Below are 14,614 nucleotides of genomic sequence, written 5' to 3'. Positions count from 1 at the left end.
TCCTTACGGGCGGGTGAGACGCAGGGGCAGGGAGGAGAAGGCCGCTTCGTCGGCATAGCGGTTGAGCTCCGGGCCGGCGCCTTCGAGGAGGTAGCCGGCGGCGGCCAGGGCGGCGATTGCGTCCTGGCGCTTGGCGGGGTCAGCCATGTCGTCCTTCAGTGCCTTGCTGTCGGATGCCTCCCCACGCGCCCCGGTGGCAGCCGCGGCCGGATCGAGCGGCAGGATGCCCTCGCGCGGCGGGCTGTGACCGAGGCGCCCCCGGGCGCTGGACTCGGGGTCCTCCGGCAGGCGGGGGGCCGGGACGCTGATACGTGCTCCGCTGACCAGGCCGCGGACGAAAGGGTCCTCGGTGGTGAGTGCGCCATCCGCGCTTCCCGTCCCCCACAGCGCGGCCGGTTGCGGCGTGCGGTGGACGGTGACGCCCCAGTCCGGCTGGACCTCGGCGGCCGGGGGGTCCTCTCCGCCGCCGGGCCTCTCCTTCTCGACGGTGACCAGGAGCGGGACTTCGAGGCCGGCCTTGCGCATGGGACGGATGTTGACCCTCGCTCCGCCGCCCTCGGTCCTGTCCTCGCCGTTGACCTTGACCTTCAGTACAGAGGCGGGGACGGCGCTGCTGACGGTGAATGCGAAGCCGTCGCAGGTGGTGTGCCACGTCCTGGACGCGTCGGATTCGCTGCCGGCCGGCTCGCTCTGCCGTGCCGCGGCGGCGTGGTCGGGGTGCAGCCCGTCAACCGGGGCGAGCGTCAGCGGCTGCTGCGGCAGCAGTGTGCGGAACTGCTCCCAGCCGATGGGGGCGGGCCGGGCCCTGGACTCGCCGAAGTCGATGGGGATGTCGATGCCCAGCACCTTCACGTGCGCGGTGCCGCCGAACGGCGGCCCCCACACCGACAACCGGGCGCCCAGCGACTTCTCGCCGCTCCAGCCGAACGCCAGCCACACCTGAGCGGTGATGTCCGCCCACACGTCGATCTCGTAGTGAAACGGTGCCCATTCGACCAGGGCGTCGAAGCCGACGTCGACCCGGGCCTTGGCCCACGAGCCGTCGTAGCGCAGGTTCAGGCGGCCGCCGGCCATGACGGCCGAGGGCGTCAGCGCGAAGTAGCTGGTGCCCTTGAGGGTGACGGAGGAATCCGGGGCCCAGTCGACGCCGACCGGGTCGACCCGTGGGTAGTGCGCGGGCGGGGTGTAGCGCGGGTGGTAGCCGCCGACGGTGAAGACGAAGTCGCCGGGGTGATCGCTGCCACCGAACCACAGGCGCAGCGCCGCTCCTCCGGTCAGGTGGACGGACGGGTCGAGCAGGAAACTGTCCGGGGAGAGGCGGGCGTCGACGGCGAGCATGTCGGCGGATCTCCGGTAGACGGCGGAGATGGCCAGATCGACGCCCGCGTACGGCTTGGCCGACTTCTTCTTCGGGTCGGGAAACCGGGCCTTCGCCGAGCCCAGCAGGCCCACCACCAGGTCGTCCGCACCGAACTCGGCGAAGGCCAGCGCCTTGCAGTGGACGGTCCCGAAAACCTCCGCGTTGAGACCGAAGGCCAGCCAGGTGGCGCCGTCCCGCGGAGTGACCCAGGCGGGATGGCTGTCGGACCCTTCGGTCAGTTTCGCGAGCATCTCCAGCGGCCGGAGCGGCGCGCCGTCGCCCGCGTCATCGACCCCGCGCAGGAGGGGGAAGTCGGCGACCTGGTCGATGGTGGGCACGCGCAGACTGCTGTTGTACCCGAACCCGGCCTTCAGACCGGTGACCCGGAAGGCCGGAGGACCGCCGAACTTCGCTCCCAGCTCGGCGTAGAGAAAGAGCGACTGGGTGCCGTCGCGCAACACCTGGTACGCACCGATCGCCGTGAAGCCGGCGGCCGGGGTTCTGACCAGGGCACTGCCCTCGATCAGGACCCGGTAGGGCGAGGTGTCGGTGACCGGCCTGTTCACGAACGCGCCGGACATCGCCAGCGGAGGCTTGTCGAAGGTGAGGCTCAACCCGTCCAACCGGCCGACGGGCGCGCTCCCGCCGTCCAGCGGAATGCCCAGCCCCAGTCCGTCCACCTCGATGTCCAGGGGGCCGGCGTGCACGCCGGCGTCGCACAGGACCCAGACCATGCCGTCGCGGTAGGTCGCGCCGAGCCGGCGCAGGTGCAGCGATCCGACCGAGCGGTCGAGGCCCGCCCAGGCGACGGCCGGTACCGCCGCCGCGTCCGTCTCGTCCGACGCGAACGCGGCGAAAACGGGTGAGGCGCCGTCACCGACCACCGGCTCCTTCGACTCCTCGGCGGACTCGCCGCGGACCAAACGGAACACCAGGGGGGCGCGCTGCTCGTCCCCCCACGCGTAATCCAGCGCCACCAGGGCGTGCCCGCGGGCCTCCTCGGGAAACACGGGCCGGCCGTCATCCAGGTGTGACACCCGATCGTTCAGCGACTGAACCAGCTCGGCGGTGAGAGCGGGGGAAGCGATCACGGCCCTCACGTTGGTGATTCCGAGGTCGTGGTCGGGGCGAATGTGATCACGGACAAGGGGGAGGTCGGAAAGTCTGGCGCTGAGCCGTGTGTCGACGAGCAGGGCGAACAAGAGACGCCTTCCAGAGCGGAGAGGAGGTGGGAGGAGTCGAAGGAGTACGTTGAACCTCGCGGCTCGCTCTCCATGGTCACCGCGGTTCGGAATCGGCAATTGCAGTGGCGGCACCTCTGCCTTCACACCACCCTGGACCGCGCCGAAATTATTTCGACAGCGAGGCACTCAAATTCACTAAGTATCCGATTCTCACCGCAATACGAAATGGCACGGGGCACCTCACAGGATCAACCCTAGTCACATCGAGCACATGCCGGAACGTTTTTTGAACGGACCTCGACCTAGCATTCACCGGAATAGGTGAGCCACACACTCAGGGGCTGCACGATCGAGTTCTATAATCGAACTTACTCCCGTTCACGGCGATCGCCATTCAAGCGAGCACAGCGCATGCCTCGCGCCCGTGCCACCCGCAGGACCGCCGAAGTAGCGCTGCGACCTGCACTGTCCCTGACCACTCTCGTCGCCTTCCCTCTACGGCAGCTCCGTGCGACATGGACCGACCTCCTCCACCTTGCCCGCGATGCCGTCCACACAAGCCCTGGAGACCAATTCCACGACGATCTATAAAAGGGCCGAAAATCATGCACCTTCCGCGCGCCGGTGAATTTCCCCCTCAACGCGCCCACCCTTGGAGCGATAAAGGCGTTTGACACCGCTACGGCCAGTGGTCGATGACCATCGGCCGTCCGGCTGGTTCCGCCTTTCACATTGAATCCGTCCGGCCGTTCCGAAACCGTCGCAGCCCGCTTGAGATCCTCCGAACCGAACTAGGAGAAACTCAACTCAGCATTCCACCCGCCCCGTGTGAAAGCCGGAGCGTCCGAACCACCGGCTGTCTCAGCCCCTGCCGGCCGGAACGATCGGCTGCGCCGATACGAGGGCGACGGGCTTGCGGAAGTGTTGCCCGGCGGTGACCGATGGATCGGGCTCCCACAGCAACGCCGCAGGAACCACCTACACCCTTCCGGTACACCGCTAGAGCCTCACGTCCCGAGTGGAACCGGAGGTGTGCGGCTGCAATGGCGCCTTCAGCCCAGAGAGACCGAACCGCTGATCGCAGCCGAATCCTCATGGGGACGCCTCAGCACTCCATCACCAGGCACCGTGCCCATAGCATGCCCTTGAGAGCGGACAACCACGGTCATCAGCGGACCGTCAGCACGTCACCGACGGGGCCGGTTGAGACCTGAAACAGCAGGTCGGCGACCGAGTGGCCCCACAAGCGCCGTCGCTTCCCCAGCTGAGAGCGCGAGTTCGATTCTCGTCACCCGCTCCACGAAGAAGGCCCAGGTCGGAGACCCGGGCCTTTTTGCTGGCCAGGCTCGGCCGCGCGGACGGTCGGTCCGGGTCAGTTGTTCTGTCGTTTCAGCTCGCGTACCGCCGCGGGCAGCGCGAGGCACAGGGCGAAGGAGGTTGCGAAGCCTCCTCCCCCTGCCAGAACGGCATCGGTGGAACCAACGCCTGACCGCATCACCAACAGGCTGACGAAGAGGCCGACCACCGTGGAACAGGCAACGTACAGTGCCAGCCACAGTTGCCACGTACGCGCGGAACGGCCTGTCGACTCGGGCATGGACGTAGATCCTTTCGAGAGTTACGGGCGGGAGGGAGAGGGACGCGCGAGGGGCTCAGCGGTGGCAAGCCCTCACAGCGGCTCGACCGAGCCATGCAGCAGGTGTTCGGCGAGTTCGGCCCGCAGCCGCCCAAGTGCCGAGACGTACGAGGCATACGCGTCGGCGCGTCGGCCGAGTTCACCGAGAAGACGCACGCTCCGCCGCTGCTGCCCGATCGGCGGAAAGCGCACGGGAAGGTGGCCCAGAGCAGCAGAGCTCAGGGACGGGGCCGCCGTGGCCGCCGCGCGGTGGGACATCCACTCGCGCGAGTATCGGAGGCCCAGGTAGGCATGGAGGTACTGAGGGTCGATCTCGGCATCCGGGCGTAAGCGCAGCCGCGTCACGTTCGAGCTGAGCAGCCAGCCGGTCTGCGTGCCGGAGACCAGCGCGGGTCGTTGCTGCGCACCCGTGCGTACGCAGACGATGTCGTTCGGGAGCAACTCGAACCTCTTGAAGTGCTCGGCCGTCTCCCAGGGCACGCGGTCCCGGGTCTCGTCCGCGATCCTCCCGTCGGCGAGATCCTGCGGGAAGACGAGCGGAACGCCGGCGTCCGCCGTACGTGCCGCTGCCGGCAGGCGGGTGTACGACGGCCCGGGTCGGATGTCGCACAGGTCCTTGAGCACTGCCTCGTTCCAGCCGCCGGGTCCCGAACCCGTGCGGTAGCCGTTCCCCGATTCCCTCGCCCGCCGCTCCAGCAGAAGCAGCTCGTCCGTGTGCCCCACCACCTCACCGGCTTCGAGCAGCTGGGCCGTGACGGGAGCAGCGCCGTACTTTCCGCTCCCCAGGTAGTCGGCAGGGCGGAGTGAGCACCCTTCGTCGGCGACGACCTGGCGGGCAACGACGACAGCAGAGATGCCTCTCGCAGCCGCACGCACCGCGTACGCGCCGTCCGGGCACCGCTCCCCGTCGAGCCACGGACGGACCACGGCCGTGATCGCTTCGCGATCCGTGTCCCGCAGTACGCGTCGACGCCGCACCTTCGCCCCCAGCTTCTGGGCGTCGACGAACAGGATGCCTTCCCTCGCCGGACGCTCCGCTCGTCGCAGCACCCACAGGGACACCGGAACGGGCGTCGCGGAGAACAGATGGGACGGCACGGTGATGACGCACTCCACGGCCCCTCGACGGACGAGGGCGCGGCGGATCTCGCGCTCGGCAGTGTTGACCGAGTTGCCCGCCTTGACCGGCATGACCACCACTGCGCGACCACCGGGTACCAGCGCACCGAGGGCATACTGCACCCAGGCGAAGTTGTCGTTGCCCTGTGGCGGTGATCCGTACGGCCAGTCTCCTGTCCGGCGTCCGGGGCCGGGTGCGTCGCTCATGTTGAACGGGGGGTTCGTCAGGACCACGTCGACACCGTGTCCGCGGTTCGTCGGCCACCGGTCGGACCGGGTGCTGGTCAGCTTCGGCCGGACGCCGAGGTGGAGAAGGTACAGGCTCGCGACTGCTTGCAGCCGGCCGTCAAGGGTCTCGCCGTGCACGGTCCCCCGCGCGCCTCCGATGTGGCGGTGCGCTGCCGCCAGCATCTCTCCCCCTCTCATGTAGGGGTCGAGAACCGAGGTCCTCCGCCCCGGGGTCAGTACGAGTGCTGCGGACAACGAGGCCAGGCCCACCGGGCTGCAGAACTCCGAACTCTGCAGCCCTTCCCGGGCGCTGAAGGACTCCCACACCAGTTGGAACGCGCCGACGCCTGTGCCTGCTGCCGTCCGCACTGCCGTGGTGAGGTCACCCCAGCTCCGTGGTTCCAGTTGCAGCAAGCTGCTGCGCATGTCGGTGCGGTCGCCGTTCCGGCGCAGCGTGTCCTGCGCCATGTCGCCGAGGCAACGGAGCAGCGATTGCACGTCTCGGGCCCCTTGGCCTGCCGACATGGCATGCTCGATGCGGCGCCATCGCCCCGGTTCCGCATGTCGTACGTACATCACGATGAGACAGAGATTCACGAAGTCCGCCATCGTCGCCGGGCCTCGGACGCGGTCCGCGAGCCGGCCCATCAGCTGATCGACGGCCTTCTCGTCCTCAGCCCCGATGCGCTGAGTGCGCTCCACGGCCTCCGGTTCCGCGGAGGGACGGTCACCGCTGGTCCGGAGGAATCGGTCGGCGTAGGTGGTTCCCGCCTGCTCCCCTTCGAGTAACTGCGACTGGGGAATGATGCGGTTCATCAGCCACCGCGTGATCTCGGCCTCGTGGAAGAGCTCCGTATCACCGGAGCGCACGGGGGTGGGAAAGTCTCTGTGCCGCCGAGCCCAGTTCGACACAGCCGGACGCTTGACGCCCGCACGCTCAGCGATCTGGTTCCGGGTGATCAGGCCGGTTTGTTCATCGTGCGCCAACTGCACTTCGTCTCCTGGTGGTTGGGGCGGTCCCGCTTCCAATGCGAGGACCGTACGAGGAGAGGGGCGTGCGATCCAAGCGCGCATTCACAGTGCTCGCTGACTCCGCCTTGGCCGGGCAGTGGACAACTCGCCCTGTCACGACCGCGGCAGAGACGAAAAAGCATGTAGAAGCGGGTCCTTGACGTTCCTGCGACCGGACCCCTGCTGCGAGCCAACGATTATGGGTCTTAACAGAAGTCTCAGGTGATCCTCGCGCGCTGTTCCGAGGTTTCGAGAGCTGGGTGATGCCAAGGGGCTCGGCGAGCTTCTCGACCCGGCGGGTGAAGACGCCGGGAAGACGCCGGGAAGACGTGCGCTGCACGTCCGGAATCAGGGCCTGCTCGGCGCGGCGGTGTCAGTCAACGCGCGTTTGCCCCGACCAGACGCCGCCGACCCATCGTACGTCCGTCCGGCCGGACGACCAGGGGCGGGAGGTGGCCGGCCCGGGCCAGCGTGCAGCACCTGCTGACCGGGTCGTACACGGCGTACAGGCAGGTGGCTCCCAGGAACGCGTCTCCCACCGTCCCGCCATCGGCCTGCTCCTGCTCGTCGCCGTCGTCTTCCCCGATGAGACCGATGACCAGGTCGTCCAGGTGGGCCAGCACCTCGTCGGGGGCGAGGTCCAGGTTGGCGAGCGTGCGGACCGCGGTGCGCAGGCGCCCCATGGCGATCGCCGCGTTCATCCCGTGGCCGACGACGTCACCGATGACGAGCGCGACCCGGGCCCCGGAGAGCGGGATCGCGTCGAACCAGTCGCCGCCCACACCGCTGGGCGCGTCCGCCGGGAGGTACCAGGACGTGACGTCCAGGGCCGAACCGCCCGTCAGCCTGTTCGGGAGCAGCGAGCTCTGCATGGAACGGGCCGCGGTGCGCTCCCGGTGGTAGCGGCGCGCGTTGTCGATGCTCACCGCCGCGCGGGCGACGAGCTCCTCGGCGAGGCGTACGTCGTCCTCCTCGAAGGCCCACGCCGCACGGGACCGGGCGAACGTCGCGACGCCCAGGGTGACACCGCGGGCCCGCACGGGTACCACCATCAGCGAGCGAAGGCCGAACGCCAGGACGGAGTCGCCCAGGGACCGGTCCTCGGTCACCCAGGCGCTGGTGGCGGGGTCCAGGACGGGCTCCACCAGGGTCCTGCTCTCCAGCAGGCACCGGGTCACGGGCGCCGAGGGCGCACGCCGTACCGTTTCTCCCACGGCCAGGGTCACCTCCGGCCAGTCCTCGCGCACCGACCGCCGCGCCGCGCGACGGATGACCGGGGTCAGGCCCACCGGTCCGGGAGCCGGTTCCTCCCCCCGCATGACCGCGTCCAGCAGGTCGACCGCGACCAGGTCGGCGAGGGACGGCACGGCCACGTCGGCCAGCTCCTGCGCGGTCCGCGTCACGTCCAGGGTGCCGCCGATGCGGGCGCCCGCGTCGTTCAGCAGGGCCAGGCGCTCCTGGGCCCGCCACCGTTCGGTGACATCGATGATCATGTACCAGACGCCCACCTGCCGGTCCTGGCGGTCCCTCATGGCGAAGAAGGACGCGGAGTACGCCCGTTCCTGGAGGGGGTCGGTCGGGCCCGGGCCGCGGAACTCGTGGTCCGTCACCGGGCGCCCGGTCTCGAGGACCGTCCGCATGCAGTCCTCGAACTCCTCGACGTTCGCCTCGGGCAGTACCTCCCGCGCCTCCTTCCCCAGCCGCCGCGCGAGCGGAACCATGCGGTCCAGCGGCTGGTTCACCCAGACGTAGCGCAGGTCGGTGTCCAGAACGGCGATGCCCACCGGCGCGTGGGTGAGGAAGGGGGCCATCATCAACTGGTTCACCCCGCCGCCCGGCATCCGCCAGAAGGCCCGTTTCGGCGGGCGGCCGACGAACCTGCCGAAGACCAGTGCGGCAAGGGTGGCGGCCAGCACGCCCGGAACCATCTCGTAGACGTCCGACCGGAGCGGACCCAGCAAGGGGTTGATCCTGTCCCAGAGCAGTACGGTCGCCGCACCCGCCACGATCCCGGCCATGGCGCCCGCCCAGCTCATGCGCGGCCAGTACAGCGAGAGCAGCACGACCGGGCCGAAGGCGGCTCCGAAGCCCGCCCATGCGTAGGCGACGATGCTCAGCAGCCCGTCGGCTCGCAGGGCGATCACACAGGCGATCAGGATCACCACTACGACGGCGCCGCGCCCCACCCACACCAGCAACCGGTCCGGGGCCCGACGGTTGAAGAGCGCGTGGTAGAAGTCCTCCGTGAGCGCGACGGACGAGACGAGGAGCTGACTGTCCGCGGTCGACATGATCGCTGCCAGTACGGCGATCAGCATCAGCCCGGCGATCCAGGGGTTGAGCAGGGTCTGGCTCAGGACGATGTACACGGTGTTCGGCTCGGCCAGCGGTGTGCCGAGCCGTGCGATCCCGACGAGGCCGATGAGCGTGGCGGCGCTCAGTACGACGATGACCCACAGGGTGCCGATCCGGCGGGCCGCGGGGATGGCACGGACGCTGCGGATGCCCATGAAGCGGGCCAGGATGTGCGGCTGGCCGAAGTAGCCCAGACCCCAGGCGAGCAGCGAGACGACGGCGACGGCGCCGAGCGGCCCGCCCGCGGTCCACCGGCCGTCCGCGTAGTGGACGTCGGTCCCCAGGTCGAGCAGCCCCGGTGTCCTGCGGGTGAGCGCGTCGCCGAGTTCTCCGAAGCCGCCGAGGGCCACGACACCGGTCAGCGAGAGCACCACCAGGGCCAGCAGCATCAGCGTGCCCTGCAGGACGTGCGTGTGGCTCACGGCGAGGAAGCCGCCCAGACACGAGTAGATGACGATCAGCAGGGCGGTCAGGGACACTCCGAGCCCGAAGGGGAGGTCGAACACGTTGTTGGCGAGCAGTCCGCCGGCCACCAGCCCACTGGCGACGTACACCGTGAAGAAGACCAGGGTGACCGCGGCCGAGGCCGTCCGGAGCACCCGGGTCCGGTCCTCGAACCGCTCCTCCAGATAAGCCGAGAGGCTCACGGCGTTCTCCGCGCGTTCGGTGTACGTGCGCAGTCTCGGCGCGACGAAGAGCCAGTTGAGGTAGGTACCGGCCACCAGACCGACAGCGATCCAGCCGGCGCCGACTCCGGCCGCGTACACCGCTCCCGGAAGCGAGAGGAACAGCCAGCCGGACATGTCGCTGGCCCCCGCGGACAGGGCGGCGACGAGCCGGCTGAGCCTGCGGCCCCCCAGGGCGAAGTCGGTGAACGTGTGCGTGCGGGCGTAGGCCCAGACACCCGTTCCGATCATGGCGGCCGCGTACACGAGAAACAGGGCCACGATCGGCGCGCTCACGTCGAACATACGGCCCTCGCCTGCATGGCTCGTAGGCGCCGGCACGACCCGTGCGCACTCGGCAGTGATACACCGCTTCACAAACCTACACATTCAGGACGGCAATGGCGACCGGGCGAGGTGCCGGCGGACAGGGCTTCGCGGGCAGGGCCCGTCGCCGGCTCCCGCGGCTTCTCCCTCCCGGTCCCCACCCGCACAGCCACCCGCACACCCCACCCGCACACCCCACCGCACCAGGGTCCGCCGGGCCTGCCCGGTCTCCCGGTACGGCCTGGGGCGGCAATCTCGCCCTGGGTACGCCGGGGCGCGGCCTTGGCGAAGCGCTGCCCGTCGGTCACGGCCTTGGCCGGCTCAGGAGCGTCTTTCGGCCTTTCCGTGCGGGGGCGGCCGGGGCGCGCTTCCTGGCTGTCGGACCGACCCTATGCTTCTACTTGCTTGTAGAAACAAGCCCGGAGGCGGCGGCCCCTGGCGGTCGGACAGGTGCCGTCCGTGCACGTCCTTCCGGCCGGACGGCACCGCCTCACGAAACACAGGCACTCATAAGGAGTGAACGCCACGATGGTGTTCAAGCGACTTCTCGGCTCCCTCGGCGTGGGCGCCCCCACGGTCGACACGGTTCTCCCACCGGACCCCGTCCTGCCCGGCGGAACGCTGACCGGACAGGTTCACCTCAAGGGCGGGCAGGCCGACTTCGACATCGAGCACATCACACTCGAGCTCGTGGCCAGGGTCGAGGCGGAGCACGAGGACGGGGAGAGCGAGGGCGTCGTCGCCTTCGACCGGTTCACCGTCGGCGGCGGCTTCCGGCTCGGGGCCCAGGCATCGCGCAGTGTGCCCTTCCAGGTCACGCTGCCCTGGGAGACGCCGATCACCGAGCTGTACGGACAGCCGCTGGGCATCGTGCTCGGCGTGCGCACCGAGCTGGCGGTCGCGGGCGCCAAGGACAAGGGCGACCTCGACCCCCTCACCGTCACGGCCCTGCCGGTCCAGGAAGCCGTCCTGGAGGCCTTCGGACAGCTCGGCTTCGGCTTCAGGTCGGCCGACCTGGAGTACGGGCACATCGCAGGAACGGGCCAGCAACTGCCCTTCTACCAGGAGATCGAGCTGGCCCCGGCACCCCAGTACGCGCACCAGCTCAACGAGGTCGAAGTGACCTTCCTGACCGGGCCCGGCGGGCTCGAAGTGGTCCTGGAGGCCGACAAGCGCGGCGGGTTCCTCTCCTCCGGCCAGGACGCCGTCACCCGCTTCGCCCTGGGCCACCACGACGTCCGCGACTGGCCGGCCGAGGTGGACGGCTGGGTTCGGCGGCTCGTCGAGCACCGCGCGACGTACGGGGCCGGGGCCGCGTACGGACACGGCGCCCCGTTCACCGACCACGGGCACCACGGGCACGACGGGCACAGCGGTCATCACCACGACGGCCACCATCGCTCGGGTCCCGGTACGGGCGCGGCCGTCGCAGCCGGAGCGGCCGGGCTCGCGGTCGGCGTGGCCGGTGGCATGGTCGCCGCGGAAGTCGTCGACGAGGTCGGTGACTTCTTCGAGGGTGACGACGAAGGAGAGGGCGAGGACTGAGGCCGGGGACTGCGCGGGGGCGGTCCCTGGAACCCGGTCGCCTGCACCTGCGAGTCGCCCGTCTCGACCCGCAGGTGCAGCATGGAAGGAGGGGGCAGGGCCGGCGGTGCCGGTTCCCGGTGCCGTCACGGGACCGGAGGAGTGGGAGCGATGACGAAGTTCATGGACGTGCACCACGGCATGAAGGGGATCACGAGCGATCAGTTCCTGGCCGCCCACAGGGCCGACCTGGCGGTGGAGGGCGACGAAGGCGTGCACTTCGAGCAGGCATGGGCCGACCCGGATTCCGGCACCGTGTGGTGCCTGTCCGAAGGGCCCTCGGCGGAAGCGGTCCAGCGGACCCATGAGCGGGCCGGTCACACCGCCGACGAGATCTACCCGGTGTCACTGATGCTGTCGTGACGGTCCGGCGGTCCGGCGGCCCTTCGGCGAGCCGCCCCTGCGCGGTGTCGTGCGGGGGCGGGGCGCGCAGGCAGGTGGCGAGGCTGCCGTCGAACGGCCGGCCGGTGTCGCCACCGGGTTCACCACCGGGGAGCCCTCAGCAAGTCCAGCCCGGCCCCGCGCCGAAGAAGCGGCGCCGTGTCTTTCTCTGGGTCTTCCTGGCCGTTCAGATCCTGTTCCTGATCTGGGTGGTCTCGGGCGCGGCGAGCGGCAGCGGAGCACCGGCGGAGTGCCGGGGCCGGACAGGCGACGATCTCGCTCTGTGCGAGGACGCGAGCGACGTCGGAACCGCCATCGGTGTGGGACTCGCCATCGCTCTGTGGGCCGCGGCCGACCTCATCCTCGGCATCACCTGGTTCGTGTTCCGGCTTGCCGGCCGGCGCACCTGAGCCGGAGCGTCGCCTGGGCGGGCCGGAGCGGCCCACCTGCTCAGCCGGCCGCTCTCCCGAAGGTCCACGAGGACAGCCTCGCCGTAGCCCGGGGTGGTCGACCGCCTCCTCCTGCCGTGCCGCGCTCCTACGTCACACAGCCGTCAGAGTGCCACCACGTCCACGGCCGGGGTCCGCAGCATCCGGCGTGCGGTGCCCAGCGCGGCGCCCAGAGTCGCGGTGACCGCGATGGTGATGATGCCGAGCAGGATCCAGACGGGCAGGTCGGGGATCCAGCGGTCCGTGCGGACCACGCTGTACGGAAGCACCGTGACCGAGCCGGCCAGGGTGCCCAGGACCGTGCCGGTCGCCACGATCAGCAGGGACTCGGTACGGACCATCCGCAGTACCTGGCGAGGTGTCGCGCCGGCGAGCCGCAGTCGGCCGAACTCACCGCGCCGGTAGGTGGTCGAGGCCACCAGGGTGTTGATCAGCATGATGCAGGCGAACACGATGATCATGCCGATCACGACGAGGTTGAGCGTCTGGATGCTTTGTTGTTCGACGCTGCGCAGTTGGCCGGAGGCGGCGACGGCACGGTCCTCGATGAGCTGGAGGTAGAGGACGCCGGTGCCGATGCCGGTGAACACGATGATCGGCATGAGCGCGCCGGCCGCCTGGCTGGTGCGCTGCCTCAGGTGCTGCACCGTCAGGTAGCCGGACACTCCGCGACCCCGTAGCACGCGGCCGGTCAGCGCGGTGGCGGCGCGGACCAGACCGGGAGCCAGGACGGCCAGGCCCATGGAGGTCACGATGGACGCCTGCGCGGCGATCGGCATGGCGTCCGTGCCCTTGTCCCGGAACGCCGTGACGGTCAGCACGCCCAGGTAGAGGCCGCCGGCCAGCAGAACGCCCGCCGGGACGAGCCGCTTCCAGGTCATACGGCCCAGATCGGCGTCCGCCAGGGACGCCGCGACGCTCCTCCCCGTGGCGTGGCGGGCCGTCCACAGTGCGCCGATCACCGCGGACAGTACGGTGATCCCGAAGCCGACGAGCAACGCGATCGTGCCGAAGGCGAAGGCGGTGCCGGCGCCGACCTGGCCGGTGTCCGTCAGCAGGCCGAGCAGAGACCGGCCCAACAGGTAGGACGGGCCCACCGCGAGCACCGCGGCGGCGACCGAGACCAGTGCCGCCTCGCCCACGATCATCCGCGTGATCTGTGCCGGGGTGGCTCCGGCGCTCTTGAGCAGGGCCGTCTCGGCCGCGCGCTGCCGCACCGACAACCCCAGCGTGGAGATCACCGCGAACACGACCAGGCACATGCCCCAGCCGCCGACCACACCGCCCATGGTCGTCAGCGTCTCGGCACTGGTCGCGTCCACGCCGGTGCCACGGCTGGTGTCCAGCATCGAGGCGAACGACATGACCATCGCGGCGCCGAAGAACAGCACCAGGAAACTGCCCGCGAAGGACCCTGCCCTGCGTCGCAGGGAGGCCCAGGCCAACCAGAGCAACGCCCTCACACCCCTTCGCTGACGCGACGGTCGGCGGCGACCTGGTCGGTGAGCCGGGTCATCGTGTCGGCGACCGCCACGGCGGTCGGCCGGTCCTGCCGCCCGACGAGCCGGCCGTCGGCCAGGAAGAGGACCTGGTCGGCGTGGGCGGCGGCGACCGGGTCGTGGGTCACCATCACCAGGGTCCGGCCGTCGATGCGTACCGCTTCCTGGAGGAGTGCCAGCACCTCGCGCGCGCTGCGGGTGTCCAGCGCGCCGGTGGGTTCGTCGGCGAACACCACCCGTGGCCCGGCGACCAGCGCCCGGGCGATCGCCACCCGTTGCTGCTGCCCGCCGGACAACTGCGAGGGCAGATGGTCGAGGCGGTCCCCCAGCCCGACACGGTCCAGGGTTTCCACGGCCTGCGCACGGTTGACGCGCTTTCCGGCCAACCGCAGCGGCAGCGTGGTGTTCTGCAGGACGGTCAGCGTGGGCAGCAGGTTGAAGTGCTGGAAGACGAAGCCGATCCGGCCCCGGCGGAACGTGGTGAGCTGGGCCTCGGAGCCACCGCTCATCTCCGTACCGTCCACGAACACCCGTCCGGAGCTGGGGCTGTCGAGCCCGGCGGCGCATTGCAGCAACGTGCTCTTGCCCGACCCGGAAGGGCCCATCACCGCGGTGAACGAACCGCCGTCCAGGGCCAGGGAAACGCCGTCGAGCGCCCGCACCAGGCCGCCCGGTGACTCGTAGTGCTTGGTGACTGCGTCCAGACGCAGTACGTTGCCGGCGCCGAGTGCGTCGGCGGGCGTTGCGGGTTGAGACATGAGGAAGTCCTTCGCGTCGTGGAGAGAGCGGCTGGCACCGCGACCCAGGGGCAGCACG

The 14,614-nt window shown here is 70.0% G+C and carries 9 protein-coding genes; 3 read left to right on the top strand and 6 right to left on the bottom strand.

From position 1 onward, the window contains the following. Nucleotides 1–3 precede the first annotated feature (3 nt). The 4 genes from ACFW01_RS15285 to putP form a co-directional block, all read right to left on the bottom strand. Nucleotides 4–2,451, bottom strand: a complete 2,448-nt coding sequence (locus ACFW01_RS15285) for a DUF6603 domain-containing protein (RefSeq protein ID WP_384503957.1) — start codon at nt 2,449–2,451, stop codon at nt 4–6. A gap of 1,465 nt (nt 2,452–3,916) precedes the next feature. Beyond that, nucleotides 3,917–4,141: a hypothetical protein gene (locus ACFW01_RS15280; RefSeq protein WP_234956623.1), complete on the bottom strand. Its 225-nt coding sequence runs from the start codon at nt 4,139–4,141 to the stop codon at nt 3,917–3,919. Nucleotides 4,142–4,213: 72 nt separating this feature from the next. Further along, nucleotides 4,214–6,556, bottom strand: a complete 2,343-nt coding sequence (locus tag ACFW01_RS15275) for an N-6 DNA methylase (RefSeq protein ID WP_384503955.1) — start codon at nt 6,554–6,556, stop codon at nt 4,214–4,216. 359 nt (nt 6,557–6,915) lie between these two features. Continuing rightward, nucleotides 6,916–9,864, bottom strand: coding sequence for a sodium/proline symporter PutP (gene putP, locus ACFW01_RS15270; protein ID WP_384503953.1), 2,949 nt, complete (start codon nt 9,862–9,864; stop codon nt 6,916–6,918). Nucleotides 9,865–10,413: 549 nt separating this feature from the next. Between putP and ACFW01_RS15265 the strand changes: the two genes are divergently transcribed. The 3 genes from ACFW01_RS15265 to ACFW01_RS15255 all read left to right on the top strand — a co-directional run bounded on the left by ACFW01_RS15265 (nt 10,414) and on the right by ACFW01_RS15255 (nt 12,260). Beyond that, nucleotides 10,414–11,430, top strand: a complete 1,017-nt coding sequence (locus ACFW01_RS15265) for a sporulation protein (protein WP_384503951.1) — start codon at nt 10,414–10,416, stop codon at nt 11,428–11,430. Nucleotides 11,431–11,580: 150 nt separating this feature from the next. Continuing rightward, nucleotides 11,581–11,832 carry an SCO4226 family nickel-binding protein gene (locus ACFW01_RS15260; protein WP_234956615.1) on the top strand — a complete coding sequence of 84 codons (252 nt, stop codon included), beginning with the start codon at nt 11,581–11,583 and terminating at the stop codon, nt 11,830–11,832. Between the two features lie 74 nt (nt 11,833–11,906). Beyond that, nucleotides 11,907–12,260 carry a hypothetical protein gene (locus tag ACFW01_RS15255; RefSeq protein ID WP_384503949.1) on the top strand — a complete coding sequence of 118 codons (354 nt, stop codon included), beginning with the start codon at nt 11,907–11,909 and terminating at the stop codon, nt 12,258–12,260. A 143-nt stretch (nt 12,261–12,403) separates the two neighbouring features. On the opposite strand, the gene ACFW01_RS15250 is transcribed toward ACFW01_RS15255, so the two are convergent. Both ACFW01_RS15250 and ACFW01_RS15245 read right to left on the bottom strand, forming a co-directional pair. Next, the gene (locus ACFW01_RS15250; protein WP_384503947.1) at nt 12,404–13,753 is read right to left on the bottom strand and encodes an FtsX-like permease family protein; all 1,350 of its coding nucleotides are present in this window, start codon (nt 13,751–13,753) and stop codon (nt 12,404–12,406) included. A gap of 5 nt (nt 13,754–13,758) precedes the next feature. Then, complete coding sequence (locus ACFW01_RS15245) at nt 13,759–14,556, bottom strand: ABC transporter ATP-binding protein (protein ID WP_234956612.1); 798 nt, start codon at nt 14,554–14,556, stop codon at nt 13,759–13,761. Nucleotides 14,557–14,614: the final 58 nt, after the last annotated feature.

Origin of the sequence: Streptomyces sp. NPDC058985 (assembly GCF_042740985.1) — a bacterium.
Lineage (GTDB): Bacteria > Actinomycetota > Actinomycetes > Streptomycetales > Streptomycetaceae > Streptomyces.
The sequence above is the reverse complement of the archived record's forward strand: the minus strand, read 5'-3'. Positions and strand labels throughout refer to the sequence as shown.

Excerpts from the sequence above, each read along its gene's own strand:
- ACFW01_RS15280 (WP_234956623.1), bottom strand. The coding sequence starts at position 4,141 with ATGCCCGAGTCGACAGGCCGTTCCGCGCGTACGTGGCAACTGTGGCTG.
- putP (WP_384503953.1), bottom strand. The coding sequence starts at position 9,864 with ATGTTCGACGTGAGCGCGCCGATCGTGGCCCTGTTTCTCGTGTACGCG.
- ACFW01_RS15265 (WP_384503951.1), top strand. The coding sequence starts at position 10,414 with ATGGTGTTCAAGCGACTTCTCGGCTCCCTCGGCGTGGGCGCCCCCACG.
- ACFW01_RS15260 (WP_234956615.1), top strand. The coding sequence starts at position 11,581 with ATGACGAAGTTCATGGACGTGCACCACGGCATGAAGGGGATCACGAGC.
- ACFW01_RS15245 (WP_234956612.1), bottom strand. The coding sequence starts at position 14,556 with ATGTCTCAACCCGCAACGCCCGCCGACGCACTCGGCGCCGGCAACGTA.